Annotated in this window: 25 protein-coding genes; 9 read left to right on the forward strand and 16 right to left on the reverse strand. The window is 64.7% G+C overall.

Annotation, left to right across the window (positions count from 1 at the left end):
- Positions 1–10: 10 nt before the first annotated feature.
- Both LPB04_RS01705 and LPB04_RS01710 read right to left on the reverse strand, forming a co-directional pair.
- Positions 11–667: an MEDS domain-containing protein gene (locus LPB04_RS01705; RefSeq protein ID WP_193687092.1), complete on the reverse strand. Its 657-nt coding sequence runs from the start codon at positions 665–667 to the stop codon at positions 11–13.
- Between the two features lie 170 nt (positions 668–837).
- Positions 838–1770 (reverse strand): LysR family transcriptional regulator, encoded by a 933-nt coding sequence (locus LPB04_RS01710; RefSeq protein ID WP_193687093.1) that lies wholly within the window; start codon positions 1768–1770, stop codon positions 838–840.
- Between the two features lie 116 nt (positions 1771–1886).
- Here LPB04_RS01710 and LPB04_RS01715 point away from each other — a divergent pair, with 116 nt between their 5' ends.
- A complete protein-coding gene (locus LPB04_RS01715; RefSeq protein ID WP_193687094.1) occupies positions 1887–2825 on the forward strand; it encodes a DMT family transporter in 939 nt (312 codons plus the stop codon).
- Between the two features lie 39 nt (positions 2826–2864).
- On the opposite strand, the gene LPB04_RS01720 is transcribed toward LPB04_RS01715, so the two are convergent.
- Positions 2865–4940, reverse strand: coding sequence for a CARDB domain-containing protein (locus LPB04_RS01720; protein ID WP_193687095.1), 2076 nt, complete (start codon positions 4938–4940; stop codon positions 2865–2867).
- A 229-nt stretch (positions 4941–5169) separates the two neighbouring features.
- Between LPB04_RS01720 and LPB04_RS01725 the strand changes: the two genes are divergently transcribed.
- On the forward strand, positions 5170–5874 hold the full coding sequence (locus LPB04_RS01725; protein ID WP_193687096.1) for a 2OG-Fe(II) oxygenase: 705 nt from the start codon (positions 5170–5172) through the stop codon (positions 5872–5874).
- 100 nt (positions 5875–5974) lie between these two features.
- Here the strand turns inward: LPB04_RS01725 and pepA are convergent, their stop codons facing one another.
- The 4 genes from pepA to LPB04_RS01745 form a co-directional block, all read right to left on the reverse strand.
- A complete protein-coding gene (pepA, locus tag LPB04_RS01730) occupies positions 5975–6829 on the reverse strand; it encodes a flocculation-associated PEP-CTERM protein PepA (protein WP_193687097.1) in 855 nt (284 codons plus the stop codon).
- A gap of 231 nt (positions 6830–7060) precedes the next feature.
- Positions 7061–8935, reverse strand: coding sequence for a 1-deoxy-D-xylulose-5-phosphate synthase (gene dxs / locus LPB04_RS01735; protein ID WP_193687098.1), 1875 nt, complete (start codon positions 8933–8935; stop codon positions 7061–7063).
- On the reverse strand, positions 8936–9844 hold the full coding sequence (locus LPB04_RS01740) for a polyprenyl synthetase family protein (RefSeq protein ID WP_407943875.1): 909 nt from the start codon (positions 9842–9844) through the stop codon (positions 8936–8938).
- On the reverse strand, positions 9844–10110 hold the full coding sequence (locus LPB04_RS01745; RefSeq protein WP_193687099.1) for an exodeoxyribonuclease VII small subunit: 267 nt from the start codon (positions 10108–10110) through the stop codon (positions 9844–9846). The genes LPB04_RS01740 and LPB04_RS01745 overlap by 1 nt, the downstream gene beginning before the upstream one ends.
- A gap of 484 nt (positions 10111–10594) precedes the next feature.
- Between LPB04_RS01745 and LPB04_RS01750 the strand changes: the two genes are divergently transcribed.
- Genes LPB04_RS01750 through LPB04_RS01765 form a run of 4 tightly spaced genes read left to right on the forward strand, consistent with a single transcriptional unit; the run spans position 10595 to position 14407 of the window.
- Positions 10595–11695 carry an aromatic ring-hydroxylating oxygenase subunit alpha gene (locus LPB04_RS01750; protein ID WP_193687100.1) on the forward strand — a complete coding sequence of 367 codons (1101 nt, stop codon included), beginning with the start codon at positions 10595–10597 and terminating at the stop codon, positions 11693–11695.
- Positions 11696–11698: 3 nt separating this feature from the next.
- Positions 11699–12601 (forward strand): DMT family transporter, encoded by a 903-nt coding sequence (locus LPB04_RS01755; RefSeq protein ID WP_193687101.1) that lies wholly within the window; start codon positions 11699–11701, stop codon positions 12599–12601.
- 22 nt (positions 12602–12623) lie between these two features.
- Positions 12624–13547 carry a DMT family transporter gene (locus LPB04_RS01760; RefSeq protein ID WP_193687102.1) on the forward strand — a complete coding sequence of 308 codons (924 nt, stop codon included), beginning with the start codon at positions 12624–12626 and terminating at the stop codon, positions 13545–13547.
- Positions 13548–13555: 8 nt separating this feature from the next.
- Entirely contained in the window at positions 13556–14407 is an 852-nt protein-coding gene (locus LPB04_RS01765) for a sulfurtransferase (protein ID WP_193687103.1), read from the forward strand.
- A gap of 135 nt (positions 14408–14542) precedes the next feature.
- Here LPB04_RS01765 and LPB04_RS01770 read toward each other — a convergent pair whose 3' ends face one another.
- The 5 genes from LPB04_RS01770 to LPB04_RS01790 all read right to left on the reverse strand — a co-directional run bounded on the left by LPB04_RS01770 (position 14543) and on the right by LPB04_RS01790 (position 19638).
- Entirely contained in the window at positions 14543–15259 is a 717-nt protein-coding gene (locus tag LPB04_RS01770; protein ID WP_227496724.1) for a ZIP family metal transporter, read from the reverse strand.
- A 129-nt stretch (positions 15260–15388) separates the two neighbouring features.
- Positions 15389–16285, reverse strand: a complete 897-nt coding sequence (locus LPB04_RS01775) for a dienelactone hydrolase family protein (RefSeq protein ID WP_193687104.1) — start codon at positions 16283–16285, stop codon at positions 15389–15391.
- 95 nt (positions 16286–16380) lie between these two features.
- The gene (locus tag LPB04_RS01780) at positions 16381–17598 is read right to left on the reverse strand and encodes a DUF4382 domain-containing protein (RefSeq protein ID WP_193687105.1); all 1218 of its coding nucleotides are present in this window, start codon (positions 17596–17598) and stop codon (positions 16381–16383) included.
- Positions 17599–17788: 190 nt separating this feature from the next.
- On the reverse strand, positions 17789–18415 hold the full coding sequence (locus LPB04_RS01785) for a head GIN domain-containing protein (protein WP_193687106.1): 627 nt from the start codon (positions 18413–18415) through the stop codon (positions 17789–17791).
- Positions 18416–18549: 134 nt separating this feature from the next.
- Complete coding sequence (locus LPB04_RS01790; protein WP_193687107.1) at positions 18550–19638, reverse strand: tartrate dehydrogenase; 1089 nt, start codon at positions 19636–19638, stop codon at positions 18550–18552.
- Positions 19639–19737: 99 nt separating this feature from the next.
- Between LPB04_RS01790 and LPB04_RS01795 the strand changes: the two genes are divergently transcribed.
- Positions 19738–20649, forward strand: coding sequence for a LysR substrate-binding domain-containing protein (locus LPB04_RS01795; RefSeq protein WP_193687108.1), 912 nt, complete (start codon positions 19738–19740; stop codon positions 20647–20649).
- A 16-nt stretch (positions 20650–20665) separates the two neighbouring features.
- Here LPB04_RS01795 and LPB04_RS01800 read toward each other — a convergent pair whose 3' ends face one another.
- The 3 genes from LPB04_RS01800 to LPB04_RS01810 form a co-directional block, all read right to left on the reverse strand.
- Positions 20666–21619, reverse strand: coding sequence for a phytanoyl-CoA dioxygenase family protein (locus tag LPB04_RS01800; protein ID WP_193687109.1), 954 nt, complete (start codon positions 21617–21619; stop codon positions 20666–20668).
- A gap of 275 nt (positions 21620–21894) precedes the next feature.
- Complete coding sequence (locus LPB04_RS01805; protein WP_193687110.1) at positions 21895–22287, reverse strand: VOC family protein; 393 nt, start codon at positions 22285–22287, stop codon at positions 21895–21897.
- A 218-nt stretch (positions 22288–22505) separates the two neighbouring features.
- Complete coding sequence (locus LPB04_RS01810; protein WP_192053319.1) at positions 22506–22715, reverse strand: cold-shock protein; 210 nt, start codon at positions 22713–22715, stop codon at positions 22506–22508.
- 315 nt (positions 22716–23030) lie between these two features.
- Here LPB04_RS01810 and LPB04_RS01815 point away from each other — a divergent pair, with 315 nt between their 5' ends.
- Positions 23031–24191 (forward strand): sensor histidine kinase, encoded by a 1161-nt coding sequence (locus LPB04_RS01815; protein WP_193687111.1) that lies wholly within the window; start codon positions 23031–23033, stop codon positions 24189–24191.
- A 58-nt stretch (positions 24192–24249) separates the two neighbouring features.
- Here LPB04_RS01815 and LPB04_RS01820 read toward each other — a convergent pair whose 3' ends face one another.
- Positions 24250–25326 carry an NADH:flavin oxidoreductase gene (locus tag LPB04_RS01820; protein WP_227496588.1) on the reverse strand — a complete coding sequence of 359 codons (1077 nt, stop codon included), beginning with the start codon at positions 25324–25326 and terminating at the stop codon, positions 24250–24252.
- 161 nt (positions 25327–25487) lie between these two features.
- On the opposite strand from LPB04_RS01820, the gene LPB04_RS01825 reads away from it, so the two are divergent.
- Positions 25488–26396: a LysR family transcriptional regulator gene (locus LPB04_RS01825; RefSeq protein WP_193687113.1), complete on the forward strand. Its 909-nt coding sequence runs from the start codon at positions 25488–25490 to the stop codon at positions 26394–26396.
- Positions 26397–26414: the final 18 nt, after the last annotated feature.

A 26414-nucleotide genomic window follows, 5' to 3' on the forward strand; every position in this document is an offset into this window, starting at 1 on the left:
GCGACACGCGTCAGCTCCCGGCGACGGGCTGGACGCGGCCGGCAGCCTTGCGCGCCTCGATTTCCTGAAGCATCTGCTCAGCCGGGACGAAGAACGGGTTTTCCTGGAGAATGCCGCCAATGATGATCATCGGGTGGGTGCGCATGATGTCGATCACGACGCTGGCGTCGAACTGGGACAGGTCGTAGGTGCAGACCACGGGGTCATGCTGTTCGGGCAGCGCGCGATTGAGCCGTGCCTCGTATTCGACGATCTCGTGCGCGCCGGGCCGGTCTTCGAGCGCCCACTCCATGTTCGCGACATTGCGCGAGATGGTTCCCGGCGGCGTCTTGCCGGGCGCGAGCATCTCGAGCAGGGTAGCGATCATGCGGTCCTGGTCGAAACGGCCATCCTTCAGATAGGTGTCGTCCCAGGTCAGGACCTCGAGCTGCCCTTGCGCCTGCGCAGCCCCGGTATCGACCCCCTCCTGGCGCAGGCGCTCGAGGTGCGCGGCGCGGCGCTCGGGCTGGACGATATGGAAGGCCCGGTCACCGCGTTCGAAGCCTTCCATGATGAAAGGCAGGAGCACCCGGTATTCTTCTTCCCTGGTATGGAAAAAAGCGCAGGCATGGCAGGAGTGCTTCAGGGCGGAACCCGCCAGGTTCACGGGTTTGGTTTCGGTCGACATATGCGCACGGATGAAAAAGTGAGCACGGCCGCAATGATGGTGCGCTGCGCTCGGGATTGTCCAGGTATGCCCGGAAGGAACAGGGTCGCCCGCACTTCGTCGGGCGCTGCCGTTCAGTGTAACAGAGGCGCCGCCGACCTCTCCGGCCGGGACGCTGGCCAAGCCATTTTTCACCCCGGCTGGAACCCATCCCACCCCGGCCGCTCGCCGATCTGCTCGACCAGATAATCGATAAACACGCGCACCTTCGGCGGCAGGAAACGGTTTTCCAGGTAGACCGCATACAGCCGGTCGCCGAAGGCGCCGACCGGCCTCCACTCCGGCAGCACCCGCAGCGCAGCGCCGCTCCCGATATCCTCGCCCACGACATAGGTCGGCAGCAGCGCGATGCCGCCGCCACGCAGCATCGCCAGGCGCAGCGCCGGGCTGCTGTTGGCGCACATGGCGCTGTCGACCCTGACGCTTTGCTGGACCCCTTCGCGTTCGAACTGCCAGGTCAGCGGTGCGCCCGAGGTGCCGAAGGTCAGGCAGCGGTGGGCCGCCAGTTCCGCGATGCTTGCGGGCGTGCCGTTCTTGTCGAGGTAGGCGGGCGAGGCCGCAAGCACGTAGCGGATCGGGGCGATCGGCCGCGCCACGGCGCTCAGCATGTCGATGCGCGGGGCCATGCGCAGGGCGACGTCGATGTTTTCCTCGACCAGGTCGACATAGCGGTCGGTCATCGACAGGACGACGCGGATGTCCGGATAGCGCGCCATGAAGTCGGGCAGCAGGCCGCCCAGATACGTGTTCCCGAAGGCGAGCGAAGCGCTCACGCGCAAGGTGCCGCCTGGCCCCGCTCGCAGGCCGGCGGCCGTGGCCTCGAGCGCGCGCGCTTCCTCCAGCATGCGCAGGGCGTTCTGGAAGATGGCATTCCCTGCCTCGGTCAGGCCCAGTTTGCGTGTGGACCGGTTCAGGAGCCGGGCGTGCAGTGTCTTCTCCAGGCGCGCCACCTGCTTGCTGATACTCGCCTTGGTCGTGTCCATCTGGCGCGCGGCCCCGGAAAAGGAACCGGTTTCGACGACGCGCACAAAAGCCCAGATATCGGAAAAATCGCGTGGCTGCATTTCTCTCCTCTTTCGCTCACCGTATCGCTTTTGGAAACAATCAGTTCTTCGTTTGATGGATTGTATCCCTGTTATGTCCGGCCTAAGCTGGCCTGACAACCTCACCGGAGAATTTGATGACGACGACAACCAGGCTGTCGGCCCCAGCGGCCATCCATGTGGGCAGCCTCGCCCTGCCCCTGCTCTTCATTGCGATGTGGAGTTCGGGCTATGTGGTCGGCAAGCTGGCCGTGCCCTATGCCGCACCGTTCACCTTGCTGACGCTGCGCTTCGGGCTGGGCGCCGCGCTATTGTTGCTGGTCGCGCTGGCCTCGCGCGCACCCTGGCCGAAGGACCTGAAAGCATTCGGCCACCTGGTCGTGGTCGGCCTCCTGATCCAGGCGCTGCAGTTCTCGGGGCTGTACACGGCGCTCAAAATGGGCGTATCGGCCGGCGAATCGGCGCTGATCGTCGGCACCATGCCCGTGTTCACGGCCCTCGGCGCGGCCCTGATGCTGGGCGAGCGGAGCGGCATGAAACAGTGGCTCGGCATGCTGGGCGGCGTGCTCGGCGTGCTGCTGGTGGTCTGGCACAAGCTGGGTAGCGGCACTGCGGGCCTCGGGGCCTACGCCGCCGCCGTGGTGGCCCTGGCCGGCATCACGCTCGGCACCCTCTACCAGAAAAAATACTGCGCCACGATGGACCTGCGCACCGGCGGCTTCGTGCAGCTGGCCGTCGCCACCCTGGTCGCCCTGCCGCTCTCGCTCGGCCTGGAAGGCTTCGACGTGCGCTGGACGCCGACGATGATCTTCGCCTCCGGCTGGCTCTCCATCGTGAATTCGATCGGCGCCAGCAGCCTGCTGTTCGTCCTGATGCGCAAGGGCGAAGCGAGCAAGGTAGCCAGTCTGTTTTACCTGATCCCGGGTGTCACAGTGCTGATGGCCTTTGCCGTGCTGGGCGAAACCCTGAACGCGCTGACGCTGGCGGGGTTCGTCGCGACCGGCGGCGCGGTCTGGTTCTGCACGCGGGCGCGCCAGGCGCGTACCGCAAAAAAAACGGGCTGCAGCCCGGTATGACACCGTGCATGCAGCCCGCCGTGCCCGAAGGCGTGTGGCTTACTTGAAGTAGACGCTGGCCTGGGTCTTGTTATTCGACTCGTCCGATTCGGACACCGCATTGGCCGGATCCGCGACCGCAGTCACGACGTGCGTGCCGCGCGTGCGCGTGGTCGGCCAGACGATGCTGACGTCGGCACTGGCGCCCGGCTGCAGGCTCACCGGCGCACTGGTGCCGACGGTGGACGTGTCTTCCATGAACTTCACCACGGCGCCGGACGCCGCGCTGCTGCCCTTGTTGGCGACCGTCGCCACCAGCGTGGCCTTCGAGTTCACCTGCGTCGCACGCACGCTCGTCACCACCAGGTCGGGCTGGTCGAAGCGGGCGAACAGGCGCCGGCCGTCGGCCTGGCGCGCGATCGAAGCCAGCTCGGTATGGTAGCCGTTGGCCGGATCGTCGGCAGGCGACGGATTGGTGGCGCAGGCCAGGGTGCAGCCGTCGGCATAACCGACCAGCAGGCGGCCCTCGGCGTCCACGGTGGCGTCCATGAAGTCGAGCAGGTTACGGCAAGGGTTGGAACCGCCGCCCATCCAGATGCAGCCGGCCTGCACCGGATCGGTCGGGGTGGCGTCGGTGGTCACCCAGCTCTTGCCGCCATCGTAGGTATGCGCCACGTACAGGTGCCACAGGCCCGCGAAAGCGGCATCCTGGAAGTTGCCCGCGGTCTTGGTGCCGAGATAGGCGAAGGCGGCGCGGTCGCCGTCGCCGGCCACCACGGCCGGGAAGGTCACGTTCTGCACGCCGAACTGGGCGCTGAGGTCCTGGTCGTCGGTCCAGGTCTGGCCGCGGTCGCGCGACACGGCGATGCGCGGATGGCCGTCGGCGTTCGCGTAGCCGTAATAGACGGTGCCATCGCTGCCGATGCCGACCGACGGGTCGCTCTCGCCGGCCAGGCTGTTCGGTACCTTGCGGATGGTCCAGGTCATGCCGTTGTCAACCGAGACCGCGAGGCCCTGCTGGCCGCCGCAGCTCTTGTTCGGCAGGTAGACCGTGCCGTCCGGCGCGACCTTGACGTGGCCGTGCAGGCCGCCGCATTGCTCGATGGTATAGACCGGCATCGACGGACCATAAGTCAGGCCGCCGTTGTCGCTGCGTGCGCAGGTCGCCGCGACCAGGCTCTGCGAGCAGTAATACACGGCGTGCGGATAGCTCCCCAGCAGCGGCTCCAGGCCCGGCACATAGGCGCCGCCGCCGATGCTCTGGTGGTCGACGCCCTGGCCCACGCCGCCGCCCTGGGTCGGCGTCCAGGTTTCGGCATCGTCGTCGGTGTAGCAGGACAGGCTGTTGACAACCGGATTGGCCAGCAGCTGGGATTCGATGGTGCGGCCCAGCTTCGAGTCGGTCCACAGGATCGGGTCGAGGCCGGTCACCGCGGTGCATTGCGGCGGTGCGGCGCTCTTCGCCACCCAGGTGGCGGAGGCGGGCTTGACGCTGTCGTCGAAGCCGACGCGCAGGGTCTGGGTATTCGACTGGAACATCACCTTGCCGGACTTCCAGTTGGCGCCGATCGAGGGTTCGCCCGCGTTCTTGCCGAGCCCGCTGGCGGCCGGCGGCTGGTAGCTCGTATAGCTGGGCGACGGACCGCTGCCGGGGGCCGGCGCGACCGGCTTCGCTGCGAGTTCGACGCTGGCGCTGATGCTCTCGCCCAACGGCGCGAACGGCACGATGCGGATGGTGTAGGTGCCGGTCACCGCGGGCAACACGGCGACCTCGGGGTCGCTCGACGAAGCGGCCGAACCGACGATGTTGCCGGCCTCGTCCAGCACGTACAGGTCGAAGTCCGCGCTGGCGTTGGCCCATTGCACACGCACGGTCAGGTTGTGGTCCGCCGCGTACGCGGCAGGCACGTCGACCTTCAGCGTGAAGTCGTCGCACGGCAAGGCGGCATTGCAGGTGACACTGCCGGCCAGTCCGCTGGTGTTGGGCACCAGGAAAGGGCCGGACGTATAGGCCGTCGAGGTCGTGCGGTCGGTAACGCTGCCTGCCGCCGGGTTGGCGGCGCCGGCGATTCCCGCGTGCAGCCCTGCGTACAGTAGCGCAAGGCCGAGCGGCATGGTAGACCACTTCGTTTTCATCGATTATCTCCATTGACGCGCAGGTAGGCTGGCAGAACCGTTCCGCTCGGTGAGGCCTCCCGCGTTCTGATACATACGGTATCAAAACTCGTCAATACGGGTTGCACGATAGAAATGCATGCGTCCTCGACGCGCAGGCAAGGCCAGCGTCCACGGCAGCCTGCAGCGCGGTACACTGATGGGCACAATCCACCCCAACAGTGCAACCCACCAGCGAACAGGATCGACCTTGGACGACTTCATCGGCATCTACGACAACGCCCTCACGCCCGAACAATGCGACGCGATCATCAACCGTTTCAATGCCAGCGACAAGGTCGTGCGCGGGCGCACCGGCAACGGCGTCGACACCAGCAAGAAGGACAGCTGGGACCTGACCATCGGCCCGCACAAGGAATGGCATGACGTCGGCAACCTGATGATGTCTGCCGTGGCACAGCATCTGACGGCGTATATCGACCAGTACCGCGCACTGGTGCTGGGCGCGCTGGCGCCGATGGTGGCGCATCCGCGCACCGGCCAGCCGGTGGCGCTGTCGCTGGAGAACTTCGACGAATGCGGCCGGCCGCATCTTGGCGCGCTGCTGCAGTCGATGTACCGCTGCGGGCCGATCAACCTGCAGAAGTATTTGCAGGGGACCGGCGGCTACCACCACTGGCATTCGGAAGTCTATCCGCAGAACGCCAGCTGCGAGACGCTGCACCGGGTGCTGCTGTTCCAGTTTTATCTGAACGATGTGGCGCAGGGCGGCGAGACCGAATTCCTGTACCAGGGGCGCAAGGTGGAAGCGCGCAAGGGACGCCTGATCATCGCGCCGGCCGGGTTCACGCATACGCACAAGGGACATGTGCCGGCCAGCGGCGACAAATACATCGCCACCTCTTGGATCCTGTTCCGGCGCGCCGAGGAGCTGTTCGGGAAGCCCGCGGGCTGACAGGCCAGGACGGGACAGGGCCATAAAAAAAGCCGGTCAGCTTGGCTGACCGGCTTTTTTTGAGTCCGCCCTTTTTCAAGGGCGGCACATTCAAACTACATTACGCCTTCTTGGCGCGCTTGCGGCTCACGACGCCAGCGCCCAGCATGGCGATGCCGAACAGGGCCAGCGAACCTGGCTCTGGCACTTCAGCCAGTTTGAACTGACCGTTGTTGCTGACAAAGAAGCTGCCTGGGGTGTTGGCGTAAGCCGAACCGTTGCAACCGTTGCCGGTGAAATTGGCGTACTGGCAAGCGACTTCGTCGACCAGGATGCTGGTCGGGTTAGCGACGGTGTTGGCGTTGGTGAAGGCGAAGGCCATGATCGACTCGGTCGACAGGTCCTGGCCGTTTTCACGGAAGAAGTAGCCCGAATCCAGCGAACCCTGGCTAGCCTTGGCCAGCACGGTGACTTGACCGTTGTTGGTTGGCGAGCCGCTTGCATCGACCAGACCGCCGCCGCCGGCCAGCACGGTGAACTCGGCGATCATGTTGCCCTGGTTGGCACCGTAGATGCCAGCCGACGTGCCGTACTGGTTGGTCGCGTTCTGGTACATGCGGATGGTGCCGCCGCTGAAGCTGAAGGCGCCGCTGAAGTTACCGGTACCGGTCGCTTCGAAGGTTGCCGAGATATTGCCGCCTGGGTAGTTCACCGGGAACAGCTGGCTGTTGCTGTCAGCCTGGACGATGTTGAACACTGCGTGTTCCGCGAACGAGAAGCTCGAGCCGCCGGTCGGGTTGATCTGGATGAAGGCGTTGCCGTTCACGTCCAGGTATTCGTTGACTTGCTGGCCGCTGGCATAGCCGCCGCCGATTGGATTGAAGACCCAGTCGTTCAACACGGTAGCGGCGTTAGCGCCACCGGCGACGGTCATTGCAACAGCTGCGGCACAAGCGAGTTTTTTCAGGAATTTCATGATCAGTCATTTCTCTTCAGTTGGGTTGTAGCCTCTATATGCAATACCCGTGCCAGCTAAGGCGATTACTTACAAATCAATGACTTAGGGTAAATTGTTACTGATGACATACGGCAACTGTAAAGTTTTCCGATTTATTTATCCTATCATTTCAGGTTTTTGAAACGATTATTTCTATTGCGCAATGAAAAAAAGCGGCGCATCAGCGCCGCTTTTTTATTTGCTCCTGCTTCAGGTGTTGTTGACCACCAGCCTGGGTTCCCCCGCCGCGCCAAAGCGCGCGCGGATCGAGGCGGCGATGCCCTTGGCATCGAGCCCGACCGAGGCCAGCAGCGCCGCCGGGTCGCCCTGGTCGATGAACTTATCCGGCAGGCCGAGGATCAGCAACGGCTTCACGATGCCGTTTGCGGCCAGTGCTTCGGCCACGGCGCTGCCCGCGCCGCCCATGGTCGCGCCCTCTTCCACCGTCACCAGCACCTCGTGTTCGAGCGCCAGCTGTTTCACCAGCTCGAGGTCGAGCGGTTTCACGAAGCGCATGTTGGCAACCGTCGCATTCAGTTCGCTGGCCGCGCCCAGGCTCGGCGCCACCATCGAGCCGAAGGCCAGGATGGCGATCTTTTCGCCCTTGCGCTTGATCTCGCCCTTGCCGATCTCGATCGAGGTGAGTTCCTGCTGGATGGCCGCGCCGATGCCGGCGCCGCGCGGATAGCGCACCGCCGCCGGACCCGGGTAGTGGTAAGCGGTGGTCAGCATCTGCCGGCACTCGTTCTCGTCGGAAGCCGCCATGACGACCATGTTCGGGATGCAGCGCAGGTAGGACAAATCGTAATTGCCGGCGTGCGTGGCACCGTCGGCGCCGACCAGGCCGGCCCTGTCCAGGGCGAAGGTCACGTCCAGGTTCTGCAGCGCCACGTCGTGGATCAGCTGGTCGTAGGCGCGCTGCAGGAAGGTCGAGTAGATCGCGACCACCGGCTTCATGCCTTCGGTGGCGAGGCCGCCGGCGAAGGTCACCGAGTGCTGCTCGGCGATGCCGACGTCGAAATAGCGCTCCGGGTATTGCGCATGGAAGCGCACCATGCCCGAGCCCTCGCGCATCGCCGGCGTGATACCGACCAGGCGCGGGTCTGCCGCCGCCATGTCGCACAGCCAGTTGCCGAAGACTTCGGTGTAGGTGATCTTCGCGGGCGCCGTGGCCGGGATGATGCCCTCGGTCGGATTGAATTTGCCGGTGCCGTGGTACAGGATCGGTTCGGCCTCGGCCAGCTTGTAGCCCTGGCCCTTTTTTGTGACCACGTGCAGGAACTGCGGGCCCTTGAGCTTCTTGATGTTTTCCAGCGTCGGGATCAGCGAGTCGAGATCATGGCCGTCGATCGGGCCGATGTAATTGAAACCGAATTCCTCGAACATCGTGGCCGGGACCACCATGCCCTTCGCGTGTTCCTCGATCTTGCGCGCCAGGTCGAGCACGGGACCGGGCAGCACGCTTTTACCGACCGTCTTGGCCGCGGCGTAGAACTGGCCGCTCATCAAGCGCGCCAGGTAGCGGTTGAGCGCGCCCACCGGCGGCGAGATCGACATGTCGTTGTCGTTCAGGACCACCAGCAGGTTGCAGTCTTCCTCGACGCCCGCATTGTTCAGCGCCTCGAAGGCCATGCCGGCCGTCATCGAGCCGTCGCCGATCACGGCAATCGCGTGGCGGTGCTCGCCCTTCAGCTTGGCCGCGGCGGCCATGCCGAGCGCGGCCGAGATCGAGGTCGACGAGTGCGCGGTGCCGAAGGTGTCGTATTCGCTTTCGTCGCGCTTCGGGAAGCCCGACAGGCCGTTCAGCTGGCGCAGCGTGTTCATGCGCTCGCGGCGGCCGGTCAGGATTTTATGGGAATAGGTCTGGTGGCCCACGTCCCAGACGATGCGGTCGTGCGGCGTCTCGAACACGTAGTGCAGCGCGATGGTCAGTTCGACCGTCCCCAGGTTCGAGGACAGGTGGCCACCCGTTTTCGAGACCGAATGCAGCAGGAACTGGCGCAGCTCGTCCGCGAGCGGCGTCAGTTGCGTGCGCGGCAGCATACGCAGGTCAGACGGGTCGTTGATGGTTTCTAGCAGTTTCATTTAGGCCTTCCGCTGCACGATCAGGTCCGCGAGTTCGCGCAGCCGCAGTGCTTGTTCTCCAAATGGCGCCAGCGCGTCATGCGCGTCGCGCCGCAATTTCTGCGCCAGTGCTTTCGATTCTTCCAGGCCGAGGATCGACACATAGGTCGGCTTGTTGTCGGCCGCATCCTTGCCGGCGGTCTTGCCGAGCGTGGCCGAATCGGCCGTGGCGTCGAGCACGTCGTCGACGACCTGGAACGCCAGGCCGACCGCCTTCGAATAGGCTTTTAAACTTTCCAGTTCGGCGTCATTCAACTCCTTGCCGCACAGTGCGCCCAGCAGCACCGATGCGCGCAGCAGGGCGCCGGTTTTCAGCTGGTGCATGCGCTCGAGCTGCTCGAGGCTCAAGGCCAGGCCGACGCTGTCGAGGTCGATCGCCTGGCCGCCGCACATGCCGCTCGAGCCCGCCGCTTCGGCCAGCAGGCGCAGCATGCCGATCAGGCGCACGGGCGGCAGCGTGTCGGTTCCGCTCAGTACCTGGAAAGCCTGGGCCTGCAACGCGTCGCCGACCAGCAGCGCCGTCGCTTCGTCGTAGGCGACGTGCACGGTCGGTTTGCCGCGGCGCAGTTCGTCGTCGTCCATGCAGGGCATGTCGTCGTGCACCAGCGAATAGGCGTGGATCATCTCCAGCGCGCTGGCGGCACGCGCCAGTGCCTGCGGGTCGGCCCCGAACAGGGCGCCGCTGGCGTAGACCAGCAGCGGACGCACGCGCTTGCCGCCGCCAAGGACCGTGTAGCGCATCGCCTCATGCAGCTTGTGCGGCACCAGGTGCGCCGGCGGCAGATAGTCCGAGAGCGCATCCTCGACCTCGGCCTGCACGCCGGCCATCCAGGCTGCGAACGGCAGTTCCTCCGTCAGCATCTGCGTCATTACGCGCCCTCGCCCGCGCCGTCGGCGCTGAAGGGTTTGAGCATGTCGCCCTCGAGCACCTTCACCTGGGACTCGACCTTTTCCAGCTGGGCCGCGCAAAACTTCACCAGCTCCGAGCCGCGCGCATAGGCCGCGACCGAAGCTTCCAGCGGCAGCTGGCCGCCTTCCATCTGGGTGACGAGCTGGGCCAGCTCAGCCATTGCTTCCTCGAAGGAGGCCGGGCTGGTATTCGACTCCGCTGCTCCCGCGTTTGAATTGATTGCCATAGTGTCTTCTTGTTGGGCCGGCGATCCCGCCATGCGCATCGGGTGCGCCACGCGGGAGTTGAATCGCGTATTTTAAAACAATCCACACCCTAGGGGTGGTCCGGCGCGATTGCCGAGCTGCTAAATAGAACAGTTCGTCGAAAGCGCAACCGCCTTTGAATTCATGAAAACCATGCCTTTCCGGCACTATCTGTGCCATTGCGCACCACAATCACGCGACGGACCACGTTGATCGGGGACGGGCCCCGGGCTCGATAACCGTCGCGAGCGGCAGGAGTGTTGCCCGAGAAGCGCAGCTGTACGGAGGTACAGCGAGCATCGGAGGGCAACAATCCAACGCGCAGCAGGTTATCGAGCCCGGCTGAGCTCGTTCCACGCTATAATCTCCGGTTCTGTCCGAAATACCGTATTTCCTTCCAAAAAAATACTGGTCTTTGGATTCTTTCTCTTCTTTGCGGTGATGCTTTTATAAAGGGGGGTTGGGATGTCCGATCTGGCTACCCACGCCAAGCTGGCGCGCTCCTGCGCTCAGCTTCCGGTAAATGTATATTTTGACAATGCGCTGTTGCAGCGCGAAATCGAGCAGCTGTTCCAGAAGGGACCGCGCTACGTCGGCCATGAACTGATGGTGCCGGAAACGGGCGATTTCGCGACCCTGCCTTCCGAAAACGAAGGCCGCATGCTCGTGCGCAATGCCAACGGCATCGAGGTGCTGTCCAACGTCTGCCGTCACCGCCAGGCGCTGATGTTCAATGGCCGCGGCAACGCCAACACCATCGTCTGCCCACTGCACCGCTGGACCTACGACCTCAAGGGAGAGCTGATCGGCGCCCCGCATTTCGCGGAGACGCCCTGCCTCAACCTGTCCAAGTCGCCGCTGCAAAGCTGGAACGGCCTGCTGTTCGAGCAGAACGGCTACGACGTGATGGACAAGCTCAAGCAGATGTCGGTCTCGAAGGACCTCGACTTTTCCGGCTACCTGTTCGACCACGTCGAGATCCATGACGTCGACTACAACTGGAAGACGTTCATCGAGGTCTACCTGGAGGATTACCACGTCGAGCCCTTCCACCCGGGCCTGGGCAATTTCGTCTCCTGCGAAGACCTGAAATGGGACTTCGGCCGCGACTACAGCGTACAGACCGTCGGCGTGAACCGCGGCCTGCAGAAGGCCGGCTCGCCGACCTATAAAAAATGGCAGGAAGCGGTCCTGAAGTTCAATGGCGGCAAGGAGCCGAAACAGGGCGCGATCTGGCTGACCCTGTACCCGAACATCATGGTCGAGTGGTATCCGAACGTGCTGGTGGTGTCGACGCTGTGGCCGCTAAGCCCCACGAGGACGCGCAACGTGGTCGAGTTTTATTATCCGGAAGAGATCGCCCTGTTCGAGCGCGAGCTGGTCGAAGCCGAACGCGCGGCCTACATGGAAACCTGCGTCGAGGACGACGAGATCGCCCAGCGCATGGATGCGGGCCGCAAGATCCTGCTCGATCGCGGCGTCAACGAAGTCGGGCCGTATCAATCGCCGATGGAAGACGGGATGCAGCACTTCCATGAGTGGTATCGCAGCAAGATAGACCTGTAACGCATGCCTGGCCTATGGATGCTGTTCGCCAGCTTCGCCTTTGCCCTGATGGGCACTTGCGTGAAGCTGGCGGCCGAACAGTATTCCATTGCGCAGATCGTCACCGTGCGCGGCCTGGTCGGGGTTGCGCTGCTGTTTTTCATGGCCCGTGTCTCCGGCCGTTCCCTCGCCACGAATGAACCGCTGTCCCATCTCTGGCGCGGCCTGCTCGGCGTGATCTCGCTGTGGCTCTGGTTCGCCGCGATTACCCGCCTGCCGCTGGCCACCGCCGTCACCCTCAACTACATGTCGCCGATCTGGACCGCCGTGGCCCTGGTCGGCATGAGCCTGTGGCGCGGTGAACGACGTGTCGCGTGGCCTCTGGTCGGCGCGATCCTCGTCAGTTTCATCGGTGTCGTGCTGGTGCTGCGTCCGGCCTTTGGCGCCGACCAGTGGCTGGGCGGCCTGATGGCGCTCGCTTCCGGCGCCCTGGCCGCGCTGGCCTACCTGATGGTGCGCAGGTTGAGCCGCAAGGGCGAACCGGAATACCGGGTCGTGTTCTATTTTTCGCTGCTGAACGTGGCGGCCGGGCTGGCGGGGATGCTGGCACTGCCTTCCAACCCACCCACGCATCCGTCCAGCTGGGGCGGCGTCGCCCTGCTGCTCGGCGTGGGCCTCACCGGCACCGCCGGCCAGCTGGCACTCACCCGCGCCTACCGCCTCGGGCGCACGCTGGTCGTGGCCAACCTGCAGTACAGCGGCATCGTCTTTTCCAGCCTCCTCGGCGGCTGGATCTGGGGCGACGCTTTTCACTGGACCGTCTGGGCCGGCATCGCCGTGATTCTCGGCTCCTGCATTGCGGCCGGCCTGATGGGACGCCGGGCGGTGCCGGGCACGCCTTCGCAAGCTGCTGTATCGTCTACCTGATTCTTGTAACGACTGGACCGTAATGCCTTCACTTTGGATGCTGTTCGCCAGCTTCGCGTTTGCCGCCATGGGCGCCGGCGTGAAACTGGCCTCCGAGTTCTACACCACCTCCGAACTCCTTTTCTACCGCGGCCTGATCGGCTCCGTGATCCTGTTCGCCATGGTCCGCCACCGCGGCGGCAGCTTCCGCACGCCCTTCCCGAAAGAACACCTGTTTCGCAGCCTTGTGGGCGTGACCTCGCTCTGGCTGTGGTTCTTCGCGATCGGCAAACTGCCGCTGGCCACCGCCATGACCCTGAACTACATGGCGCCGATCTGGATCGCCGCCGGCCTGTTCCTGGCCGGCTGGTGGTCGAAAACGAATACCGTCGAGTGGCCGCTGATCGTCGCCGTGGGCGCCAGCTTCTTCGGCGTCACCCTGGTGCTGCAGCCGGCCGTCGAATCGCACCAGTGGCTGGGCGGCCTGGCCGGCATCTGTTCGTCGGTGATCTCGGCGATGGCCTACATGCAGGTGCGCAAACTGGGGCAGATGGGCGAACCGGAATACCGCGTCGTCTTCTACTTCTCGCTGACGACCATGGTCGCCGGCCTGGCCGGCGTGTTGGCCGGCGACGGCCAGCAGGTCGGCATGCCCTTCCATGGCCACACGACGGGCGGCGCGGTGCTGCTGCTCGGGATCGGCGCGGCCGCCCTGATGGCGCAGATGGCGATGACGCGCGCCTACCGGGTCGGCAAGGTGCTGGTGGTGGCGAACCTGCAGTACACCGGCATCGTGTTTTCCAGCCTGTGGGGCCTGGCGCTCTGGGGCGACCGCTTCGACTGGCACGTGTGGCTGGGGATCGGCGTGATCCTGGCGTCCGGCATCGCCGCGACGTTCTACAATACGAAGAGCACGCCGAAGGGCGCCGCCATCAAGAAGACCGATCCGATCGCCAGCGAACTGTGAGGAAGCCCATGTACACGACCCTGATTTCCGCCGCCGACCTCGCGGCCCATATCGACGATCCGGACTGGGTCGTCGTCGACTGCCGGCACGACCTCGCCGACCTCGCCTTTGGCCGCGCGGCTTATGCGGCCGGCCACCTGCCGCACGCGCTGTTCGCCGACATGGAAACCGAACTGTCGGGCGAAAAACGCGGAGAAGACGGCGCGTTCCGCGGGCGCCATCCGCTGCCCTCGAAGGACGCACTGGTCGACACCCTGCGCCGCTGGGGCGTGAACGACAGCACCCAGGTCGTCGCCTACGACGCCCACGGCGGCATGTACGCAGCAAGGTTGTGGTGGCTGCTGCGCTGGATCGGGCATGAGGCCTCGGCCGTGCTCGACGGCGGGCTGCCGGCCTGGCAAGCCCTGGGACAGCCTTTGTCGGCCGATCCGCCAGAGCCGCGCAGGTCCGGCAGCATCGCTCTGCACGCGCCTTTCGTACCGACCGTGACGGTGGCCGAGGTACTGGAGAATATCGAGACGGAGAAACGCACCGTGGTCGACGCGCGCGCGGCCGACCGTTTCCGGGGCGAGAACGAGACGATCGATCCGGTCGGCGGGCATATCCCGGGCGCGAAGAACCGCTTTTTTAAAGACAACCTGCACAACGACGGCCGCTTCAAGGCGCCGGAGCAGCTGCGCGAGGAATTTTCAGGGGTGATCGATGATCCTGAAAAGGCCATCATGCAGTGCGGGTCGGGGGTGACGGCCTGTCACAACCTGCTGGCGCTGGAGGTGGCGGGGATGCCGGGTGCGGCCTTGTATCCGGGGTCGTGGAGCGAGTGGAGCAGCGATCCGGCGCGGCCGGTCGCAAAAGGGTAAATCGGTCTCGATTGATCGAACGTGCTACCGGGTGGGTACAAGTGCCCACCCTACGGTGCACCACCTTTGCAGGGTGGGCTCCCGAGCCCACGCGTACGTGCCGCGGCATACCCCACCGCGACCGCGAAGCGACCGTTAATGCCCCGCCGTCAAGAACAACACCATCGCCACGCCCAGGCCGATCAACAACACCTGCGGAATCGAATCCTTCACCGTCGCCCGCCTCTGCATCTGCGGCATCAGATCGCTCACCGCGATATAAATAAACCCCGACGACGCGAACACCAGCACGTACGGAATCAGCCCGCTGGCCCGGTCCAGCGTGTAATAGCCGATCAAGCCCCCCGCCACCGACAGCAAACTGCACAGCAGGTTGAACACGTAGGCGCGCATGCGCGAGAAGCCGGCGTTGAGCAGGACGATGAAATCGCCGATCTCGGTCGGGATCTCGTGGGCGACGATCGCCAGCGCCGTGACGATGCCCAGCTCCGGATTGGCCAGGAAGGCTGCCGCGATCAGGATGCCGTCCGTGAAATTGTGCATGCCGTCGCCGATCAGGATCATCCAGCCGGACTTGCCCGCCGCGTGCGCATCGTGGCCGTGGGCGTGATGGTGGCCGTCGCCTTCGTGGTGGTGCGAATGGCGCAGCAGCGCCAGCTTCTCGAGAAAAAAGAAGGCAAGCAGGCCGGCCAGCAGCGCGCCGAACAGCTTGCGCGGGTCGGCGTGCGACTCGAAGGCCTCGGGCAGTGCGTGCAGCAGCGAGGTCGAGAGCATGATGCCGACCGACAGGCTGACCAGCCGCTCCACCATTTTGGAGAGCAGCGTGAACGAAAATACAGCCGCGGCCGAGATGCTGACGACGCCGGCGATCAGGGTCGCCAGCAGGATGGAGATGAGAATCGGGTCGATGTGAAGCCTCTTGTTCTTACTGCGCGTGGCAAGCCGGGCATTGTACCGCTCCCGGCCGGCACGCGTGCTACTTCAGACGACGCCGTGGCTGCGGAACCAGTCCAGCGCGCGCCTCCAGCCGTCCTTCGCATCGGCCTCGTTGTAACTCGGACGGTAGTCCGCATGGAAGGCGTGGCCCGCATCCGGATAGACCACGAATTCCGACTTGCTGTTGCCCTTGGCCAGTTCCGCCTTCATGCGGTTGACCGTGTCGAGCGGGATGCCCGTGTCCTTGCCGCCGTACAGGCCCAGCACCGGGGTTTTGAGGTTGGCGGCGATGTCGATCGGATGCTTCGGCGAGTTCGCCGTCGCGTCGCCGACCAGGCGTCCATACCAGGCCACGCCCGCCTTGACCTTCGGGTTGTGCGCCGCGTACAACCAGGTGATGCGCCCACCCCAGCAGAAACCCGTGATGCCGAGGCGCTCGGTGTCGCCTCCCCTTTGCTTCGCCCAGGTGACGACGGTGTCGAGGTCGGACATGACCTGCGCATCCGGGGTCTTGCCGACGATGTCCCTCATCAGGTCGGCGATGTTGGCGACCTTGCCGGCGTCGCCCGCGCGCACGAACAGGTCGGGTGCGACGGCCATGTAGCCGGCCCTGGCGAAGCGGCGCGCCACGTCCTTGATGTGTTCATGGACGCCGAAGATTTCGGAGATGACGAGGATGACCGGCGGGTTGGTCTTGCCCTCGGGCTGGGCCCGGTAGACCGGCACGTCCTGGCCGTTGATGACGATGATGTGGTCGCCGGCCGAGAGGCCCGTGGTATCGGTCTGGACCAGGGTTTGCGCCGTGACCGGCAAGGCAGCAGCGGCAAAGGCGCTGCTGGCGGCGCCGCCGACGGCCACTTTCAGGAACACACGGCGATCGACGCCGTCTTCGAAACTGCTGGCGCCAACGAGGCTGTCGCCGTCCTGTACGAGATCCTTCATGTGCATCCCTCCGGTCGATGGTTGTAAGGTTGACTATCTTACAGCGACACGGAGCGCTGCGCCGGACGAATCGCCGGCGCAGCGGAAGGCACCGATTACGGCGTCAGCGTGAAGTTGACGCCGGTCGCGTTGGCGGTGGCGATGTTCACGCCGTCGACCGACTTGGCGGTGTAGCCGGTGGCCGAGGCGTCGACACGGTAGCTGCCGGCGGAGAGGCCCGCCGAAGCGGCGAAGCTCAAGGGCAGCGTGGCGCTGTAGACCGCGTACTGCGGTGCGACCACCGGCAGGTTGGCGATCGTGTAGGCGCCGGTGGCCAGGTCCGCGCCCTGGTATTTGATGGTGACGGTCGAGCCCGAGGCGAAGGACTGCTTGGCCGCGACATAGGCTGCCTCGGTGCTGCTTGGCGGCGTCATGGTGACGGTGCCGCCGATCGTGCCTACGGTGCTGGCCGGCAGCGCGATCGGCGCGGCCGCGGTGCTGAGCGTAGTGGTGCTGGTGGTCGATGCGACCGGCACCGCGCCGACGACGGCCGCCGCGCTGTTATTGGCGGTGATGACGACGTCGTAGCTGCCCGGGGCCAGTCGCGACAGGAAGAATTCGCCGGTGCTCGCGTTCGGGGTGGTGGCGCTGACGATATTGCCGTTCTGTTGGGCCGAGACGGTGACGCCGTTGGCCAGCAAGGCAGTGTTCACGAAACCCTTGATGCCGTTGATGGCGGCCGGGATCATCTTGATGACCGGCTTCAGGGCATAGTTGGTCTTGCCGCGTGCGACCACCGATTTGCAGGCGTCGAAGTCGATCACGACGTCCGAACGCGCGCCCGCTTCCACGGTGAAGCTGCCGTTCAACTTGATGCCGCTCTGGACGGCGCTCGGGGTCTCGAGCGGCTGTTCGGCCTTGGCGCCGGTCACCAGCACGGTGTTGGCGGTGCCGCTGGTGTTGGCGTCGAGGACGAGGCGGATCTGGTTGTACTGGCCGGCCTCGAGCGAGGTCTGGCCCAGGGTTTCGAGCACGCCGTTGGTGAGATTGAGCAGGTTGACCTTTTTCGGGCTGGCCAGGGTGATGTCGGTCCAGCCGGAATCCGTTTCGCCGGCGGTCGAGCTCTTGTTGACGCGTACTTTGACGACGGTCACGTTCACGGCATCGAAGCCGCAGGCCGGGGCATCGGTCATGGCCACGTTCAGGGTACCCATGGTGGCGACCGGCGCGGCTGCCGGGGTGCCGCCTCCTCCGCCACCGCCGCAGGCGCTCAGGGTTGCGGCGGCAACGATGCTGCCGAGGAGAAGAGGAGTACGCAGGGAGGTGAAACGCATGGAATACCTTTCAAAATTAGCTCGCCCGGGAGGCGCCGAAAGGACAATAACATTCCATGTGGCAACATTATGTTGCCCAGTTCACATTGAAACGTTTGATTACATCTGATACAGGTTTGCGTTGTCTTTACGCAACTTGACCAGCGGCGTACCGTAGGGTGGGCCTGCCCACCCTACGTATGCGACCGCCTCAATCGCCGGCGCTGACCGAGCCCAGTCCCTGCACCGACTTGTTGACGGTGCGCGGGCGGCCGTAATAACTGAGGCTGCCCATGCCCTGCACCTTCACATCGAGCCGGTCCTTCGCGTACACCTTGACGTCGCCGATGCCCTGGAAGCGGATATCGGTCTCGTTCGCGATCAGGGCCCTGGCGTCGACCTCGCCCACGCCTTCGGCCGTCATTTTGAACGTTTTCACCTGGCCGTTGATGGCCATGCTGCCGGCGCCGCGGTAGCCCACGTCGAGGCGCTCGCCGCGCACGTTATCGAGTTTGATTTCGCCGGCCCCTTCGGCATTGAATGCGCGCAGCTGGGGCATGGCGATGATGATGCGCTGGTCGTCGTGGGCGGTGTTGACATTCTTGTCGCGCATGCGCACGCGCAGCTCGCCGTTCACGACTTCGCTCGTGAGGTTATCGAGGAATTTGTCGCTGCCGCGCACACGCAGTGACTGCTGCGCCGCGCTTGCATCGACGGTGACGCTGATCGGGCCCTGCACATTGATCGAGGTGAATGGCGCGGCGGCGCGCACCTGGTCGGCGGCCGATGCGGCACCGGCGGAGAGGGAGAGAGCGAGGACGAGAGGCAGAGCGCGCATGATGATTTCCTGTTTCGTTGGAGTGAAATCATTCTAGGACGGCCCTTTCACGAAAGAGCCCGTTTTGCGACGAACTGCACGATTCGCCGGATGCGCTGCCGTTGCAGGCGGCGCATCCGGCTGCAAGGAGCTGCTTACGCCTGCGTGCGCAGGTACTCGGCGATGGCCTTGCCGACTTCGGTCGTATTCGCCGTGCCGCCCATGTCCGGCGTGCGCGGGCCCTGGGTCAGGCAGGTTTCCATCGCCTGCACGATGGCGTCGTGGGCGGCCGTGTAGTTCGAGTCGCCCTGCCCCAGGAACTCGAACATCATCGCGCCCGACCAGATCATCGCGATCGGGTTGGCGATGTTCTTGCCGTAGATGTCGGGCGCGGAACCGTGGACCGGCTCGAACAGCGACGGGAAGGTCCGCTCCGGGTTCAGGTTGGCCGAGGGCGCGATGCCGATCGTGCCGGCGCAGGCAGGCCCCAGGTCCGACAGGATGTCGCCGAACAGGTTCGAAGCGACCACCACATCGAAGCGTTCCGGCGACAGCACGAAGCGCGCGGCCAGGATGTCGACGTGGTACTTGTCCCACTTGACGTCGCCGTACTGCTCGCCCATGGCGGCCACGCGCTCGTCCCAGTAGGGCATCGAGATCGCGATGCCGTTCGACTTGGTGGCGGCGGTCAGGTGTTTCTTCGGACGGCGCCGGGCCAGTTCGAAGGCGTACTTCAGGATGCGGTCGGTGCCGTGGCGGGTAAAGACGGCTTCCTGCAGCACCAGTTCGCGCTCGGTCCCTTCGAACATGCGCCCGCCCACCGACGAATACTCGCCTTCGGTGTTTTCGCGCACCACATAGAAATCGATGTCGCCGGGCTTCTTGTTCGCCAGCGGGCACGGCACGCCAGGCATCAGGCGCACCGGGCGCAGGTTCACGTACTGGTCGAATTCGCGGCGGAATTTCAACAGCGAACCCCACAGCGAGATGTGGTCGGGCACGATATCCGGCCAGCCGACGGCGCCGAAATAGATCGCCTCGAAGCCGCTCAGTTGCTCCTTCCAGTCGTCCGGCATCATCTTGCCGTGCTTGGCGTAATAGTCGCAATCGGCCCATTCGAAGGTGGTGAACTCGAGCCCGATGTCGAAACGTCTGGCGGTCGCCTCGAGGGCGCGCAGGCCTTCCGGCATCACTTCCTTGCCGATGCCGTCACCGGCGATCACGGCGATCTTGTGGGTTTTCATGTCTCTCTCCTGGGTCTGGGTGGTAACGAATGGATACCAGCATAACGCATTACAGGGCGTTTATAATCGCCACTGACGTGAATGCAAAGGACACGAATCGTGAACAATCTCCTTCAGAATGACGACCTGCGTGTCTTCGTCACCGTGGTGCGCAAGGGCAGCTTCGCGGCCGCCGCGGAAGAGCTCGGCATGTCGCCGGCCTATGTGAGCAAGCGCATCGGCGTGCTGGAAGGCATCCTGAACGTCCGCCTGTTCCAGCGCACCACGCGCCGCATCGTCATCACGGGCGACGGCGAACAGGTGTACGCGCGCGCGCAAACCATCCTCGAGAACCTCGACGACCTGATCGACGAGGTCTCCGAACGGCGCCGCGCACCCAGCGGCATGCTGCGCATCTGCAGCAGCTTCGGCTTCGGGCGCAAGCTGGTGGCGCCGGCGATCGCGCGGCTGGCCGCGGCCTATCCGGGCCTGCAGATCCGCTTCGAAGTCTTCGACCGCCTGGTCGATACCGTGGCCGAAGGCTTCGATCTCGACGTGCGCGTGGGCGACGAGATCGCCCCGCAACTGATCGCGCGCCGCCTGCGCCCGAACGGCCGCATCCTGTGCGCCTCCCCTGCCTACCTGGCGCGCCACGGCACGCCGAAGAATCTGCAGGACCTCGCCGGCCACCAGTGCCTGCCGATCAAGGAGCGCGACCACCCCTTCGGCGTCTGGCGCCTGCGCGGGAAAAACGGGGAAGAGACGGTCAAAGTGTCGGGCGCGCTGTCGACCAACCACGGCGAGATCGCGCTGCGCTGGGCGCTCGACGGCGCCGGCATCGTGCTGCGTTCGCGCTGGGATGCCCAGCCCTACCTGGACGCCGGCACCCTGGCCGTGGTGCTGCCGGAGTACACGCAGGAGGCGAACGTGTGGGCCGTGTACCCGCAGCGCCTGGCCGGGTCGGCGAAGCTGCGGGTGTGCGTGGAGTTCCTGGACCAGCACCTGGAGATGCCGCGCCACGGAGCCGCCTGAATGGCGGCCGCGGCCGTCATGCCACGCCGCCGAGTGTTGCCTCTTCCAGTTCGCCCGCCGCCACTTCCCTGCCGCCACTGGCCGGCCGGCTGCGCACGATCAGCCGGTTGATATAGGGGTCATGAGGCAGGGTCGCGAGGTATTCGGGCTCGTACTCGTACAGGAAGCAGGGCAGGATCGAATACTGGAAGGACAGCAGCAGGCGCGCGGCGCGGCGCGGCGTCTCGCCCTTGTGCAGTCCCGCCGTATCGACCGCGAACCCGAAGCCCTGCGCGCCGGTTTGCCGCGCGATGCGCGCACCGAAGCGCGCGTGCACCGCGGCATCGTCCAGCACAGGCAAACGTGCTGTTCGCCGGTCCAGGTGCGTGCCCCTCACGTAGACATGCGGGCCGCTCGCATCGTCGACCGGGGTCAGGTAAACCATGATCCGAAAGGCCAGCCAGTCTTCCGAATCGCGATGGAATTTCTGGACGTCCCCGGATGCCGATTCCCCCGGAAAGGACCAGCGCGCACTGAGCCCGGACAGGGTCGGCGTGCATCCCAGGTACTGCCTGGCCAGGTCGAGGAGCGCCGGGCTGTTCGACAGGGCGAGCAGATAGGGACAGGTCACCAGGTCAGCGAGGGCGTAATTGGCGAAAGCCACGCCGTCGGGCCTGGCGTCCACGATGAACGGAACCGCACCGCGGGCCGCGACGCACTTGTCCGCCAGGTGCAGGAGCACCTCCCTGCACTGTTCATCCGACAGCACCTGCCCCAGGGGCGCGATGCCGTCGGTCCGCAATGCCGACACGAGCTCGCTGCACCCACCAGCTCCAGTCCGGAAGCGCCCGGTCCGGCACGCCACCCAGAACCGCAGCAGGGAAATCGACGCTCGGCGAAGCACGGGGTTGGTGATCACGCGCTGCAGATAATACAAAGACAGTCGGGGAACCCTGCGCTTCAGGGGAGAATCCACTCCGATGTATTTCACGCATCCTCCACGCAAGGGATGAACAGCGGTTGAACGAACAGAGCAGCCACCCGGACATCGTGCGCGACCGAAACGGGAGAGCCGGCCCGACCATAGCGTGAAAAATATGCTTAAGCAATAAATGTGAACGGAGGAATTTTTTGGTGTCACCTTGCAAGAAGGTGGCATGTGCCGTCACGCCGCAGCGGCTGGCGGGATCGGCGAAGATGGGGGATACGCGTAATTCCTGGCCCGGCACCGGGAGCTGCCGAGCCAGGAAGCGGGCCGGATGATGCCTACTTCACGCGGTACAGCGCGCAGAGTTTGTTGCCGTCCGGGTCGCGCACATAGGCCAGGTGCAGCGCGCCCATGGCGCCTTCGCGCAGGCCGGGCGCGTCCTCGATCGAGGTGCCGCCATGCGCCAGCGCGACGTCGTGGAACTGCTGCACCTGCTCGGGCGAGCTGCACTTGAAACCGATCGTGCCGCCGTTCGCGCAGGTCGCCGCTTCGCCGTTGATCGGTTCGGTGATGCCGAAGCTGCTGCCCTCGTGGCGATAGAACAGCCGGGTGTGGCCGGAAGGTCCCTGGTTGCGGTACGGTTCGCCTGCCCCGAGTGTGCCGAGTACGGCGTCGTAAAAGCGCTTCGAGCGTTCGATGTCGTTCGAACCGATCATGACGTGACTGAACATGCTGTCTCCTTGTCTGGCTTCGATTACATATCGAAGGCGGTGTTATTGGATGAATCCGGAATCGGACGAGTGCAAGCTTAAATTAAAACCGTCTTTCCTGGCAAACTCCATCCGCGAATGCAAAAAACCCGCCAATGGGCGGGTTTTTATATTGCCGAATAAGCGCGGCAGCGCCCATGCTATCTGCGTGGTGCGCGCCGGTTATCCGCATCGGCGAATTAAATCGCGCAGATGCTTCCGGCTTTTTCGCCTTTAGGACCGGTCGAGCGCACGAACGAAACGCGCTGGTTTTCGGCCAGGCTCTTGAAGCCTTCCGACTGGATATCCTGGAAATGGGCGAACAAGTCGCCGCCGCCTGCATCAGGCGTGATGAAGCCGAAGCCTTTTGCATCGTTGAACCATTTGACGGTGCCGGTTTGAGTAGTCATTTTACATTCCTTGTTTTGCATGGGGCGAAGATGCCCGAAATGCACTTACGACCAAGAGGGGGAGTAACGGAGGAAATCAAACAGGACTGCCGAAAAGGCAAGGCGGGAAAGAAAGACCAACAATAACAACGACTTGATGTAGTGCGAGATGGAAGATACAGGTATTTTCCGGATTTGCCTAATCATTTCGGATTTAATTTCGGCCCTGTGCATTTTCCCTTCATTTATTAGGAACGAAGAAATGACTGTTAAGATCCGCAAACCCGTTCGAGGCGAATCGCGCTGAATCGGGAGCAATCAGGATTCAAATAAACAATGACCCAACACCGACTCGGCAATTTCATCCACGACAAGATGGAATCCATCTTGCAGGCATGGGAGGATTTTGCGCGCACCATCGAGCCGCCCGCGTTGACCATGGACGACACCGAATTGCGCGACCACGCCCGCCAGATGCTGACCGCCTTCGCGTCCGACCTGGCAACGGCGCAATCCGAGCGCGAGCGCTCCGCCAAGTCGAAGGGGCTGGGAAAGCGCGGGCCGGACGATACGGCCGCGGAAATCCATGCCGAAGCGCGGCTGCTGTCGGGCTACACGGTGGTCCAGCTAGTGTCGGAATACCGCGCCCTGCGCTCGAGCGTGCTCACCCTCTGGGCGGCCGATGTCGGGGACGCCGGCACGCCCAACATGGGCGACGTGACACGCTTCAACGAGGCGGTCGACCAGGCACTGGCCGAGTCGGTGGCGCGCTATGAGTTCATGGTCAAGCAATCGCAGAACATGTTCCTGGCCATCCTCGGCCACGACCTGCGCAACCCGCTCGGGACCGTGGTCACCGGCTCGAACTTCCTGATGCAGGCGGTCGACATCCCGCCGAGGTACGTGCTGGTGGCCACCAGGATGTTCAACAGCGCCAAGCGCATGAGCAAATTGATCAACGACCTGATCGACTTCACGCGCACCCATCTCGGGCCCGGCATCCCGATCCAGGTCAAGCTGGGCAACCTGGTGGGGGTGTGCGAAGAAGTGGTCGACGAAATGCGGACCTATCACCCGGAGCGCCTGATCGAGCTGCACGTGCCGGCCAAGATCGAGGCGATTTTCGACGAGAGCCGCCTGGCCCAGGTGCTGTCGAACCTGATCGGCAATGCGATCCAGTACGGCACCCCCGACGAACCCGTGTCGGTGCGCCTGGCAGGCGACGGCGACGATGTCGTGGTGACGATTAACAACCGCGGCGCACCCATCGCGGTGGATCACATCCGCACCATTTTCGATCCGATGGTGCGGATCGCCGCCAACGCCGGCATCGCCGACAGCGGCTACATGGAACGCACGAGCCTGGGCATCGGCCTGTATATTTCGCGTCAAATCGTCCATTCGCATGGAGGCACGGTCGGCGTCGAATCGAATGCGGCCGACGGCACGACCTTCACCATGACCATGCCGCGCCTGCCGGCGGGATTCCGCTCATAGCGTGAACGGATCCGAAGCCGGCAGAGCGCTCCCGGCCTGCGCACTCCAGGCTTGACGGTCAGGCCGCGGCCTGGAACGCCAGTTCGCTGTTCTTGATATTGGCAATCGGCCCGAGGATGGCGCCGTCGAATTCACGCGGCGCGATGCCCTTCTCGAACAGCTTCGGCATGTCCGGGTTGGCCAGCGCCCCGCGGCCAAGCGCAACGATGTCCGCGCCCAGCTCCAGCGCTTCGGCGGCCCGCTCGATGGCGTGCAGTGAACCGTTGGCGATGATCGTCACGCCTGGCGCATGGCGCCGCGCCAGCGCGATGAGGGTATCGCTGCCGCCCTCGAAAGCCGGTTGCCAGGCTTCGAACTCGGTGACGTGGATGAAGTCGGCCCCGGCTTGCGCCAGCGCGCCGAAAATCGCTGCCGCGTCCCGCTCTCCGCCCGGCCACTTGGCCTTGAAGTCGTTGACCTTGCCTTGCGAGATGCGGATCCCCACCGGCACCTGGTCGCCGAGTGCCGCCTTGACGGCGCGCAGCACCTCCACCAGCAGCCGCACCCGTCCCTGTATGTCGCCACCCCAGCCGTCGTCGCGCAGGTTGGTGTGGGCGGTCAGGAACTGGTCCAGCAGGTAGCCGTTGGCGCCGTGGATTTCGACGCCGTCGAAGCCGCCCACGCGCACCGCCCGCAGGGCCGACTGGACAAAGCCGTCGATCGCCTCGGCGATGTCCTGTTCGCTCATCTGCACGGGCGTCGGGTAGCGGCCTTCGCCATAATAAAAGCCCATCTGTTCACCGGCCGGCTGGACCGCGGATGGCCCGGCGGTATGCGAACGGAAGGGATTGTCCTGGCTGAGCGCCCCCGCATGCATCAGCTGCGCGAACGCCAGCGCGCCGCCGCCGTGGACCGCGGCGATAATGTCGGCCCAGGCACGCGCCTGCTCGTCGTCGGCGATGCCGGGCTGGTAGCGGTAGCCTTGCGCATAGGCCTTGTCGGTGTACAGGCCTTCGGTAATCACCAGGCCGAAGCCGCCGCGGGCGAAGCGGGTGTAATAGTCGCGCATGGCGGCGGTCGGCACGCCTGCGGCCGTGGCGGTCACGCGCGTCATTGGCGCCACCGCCAGACGGTTACGGAAATGCAGGCCCTTCATATCGTGTCCGGATAAAATCGGAGATTGGAAATCGGTCATGCGGTATGCTCCCTCATCTGGCTTGCCCTGCGGATGCAGTGCTTCGGATACCATCCTAGATGACCGGGCGCGACAGAAACAGCCGCGCTCGTGTGAAACCGCCTTATCAAAATGGGTTATAAATGCAGATCGCTGACGTACGCATTTTCCTGGCAGTGGCGGCCGCCGGCAGTCTCTCCGCCGCCGCGCGGCAACTCAATATCGGGCCGATGCAGGTATCGCGCCGCATCGCCGTCCTCGAGCAGGAACTTGGCGTACGCCTGTTTCACCGCACCACCCGCTCGGTGGCGCTGACGGCTGAAGGAGAGGCGTTTTCTCCTTATGCAAACACGATCGTCGAAGCCGAGGAAAGCGCGCGCGGCGAACTGCATCCGGCGCCGGCCACCGCGTCCGGCACCCTCAAGCTCACCGCCCCCAGCGTCTTCGGCCAGACCATCATCCTGCCTTTCCTGACGACGCTGCTGGAACAGCACCCCGACCTGTGCATCGACCTCGACCTGTCGGACCGGGTGCTGGACATCGTGGGACAGGGCCTGGACCTGGCGCTGCGCATCGCGACGCTGGAAGACTCGGAACTGGTCGCCAGGCGGATCGCGGGCAATCCCCGCATCATCTGCGCCGCGCCGCACTACCTCGCGCGCCATGGCATGCCGGCCCGGCTGGCGGACCTGGATGAGCACCAATGCATCGTGCTCCACAGCGTGCCGCGCTGGCCGGTACTGGTGCATGGCGAACTGCAGCGCAGGCGCGTCAATGCGCGCTTCACGACGAGCAGCGTCGATGCGGTGCGCACCGCCACCTTGCAGGGGCTGGGCCTGGCCATGCTCACCTACTGGGACGTGCACGAGCAATTGCGCGACGGCGCGCTGGTGGCCGTCGTGCTGGAAGACGCGGCGATGGAAGACCTGTCGGTGTGGGCGCTGACCCCGACGCGGCGCTACGCGCCGGCCCGGGTCAAGATCTTCCTTGACGCGCTGGAACAGGAGCTCGCGCGCCGGCAGCAGGGCCAGGGCATGGCGCCGGCGGCCTGAGCGTCCGGCCGACCCGAT

The organism is Massilia litorea, assembly GCF_015101885.1.
In the GTDB taxonomy this organism is placed as follows: domain Bacteria; phylum Pseudomonadota; class Gammaproteobacteria; order Burkholderiales; family Burkholderiaceae_D; genus Telluria; species Telluria litorea.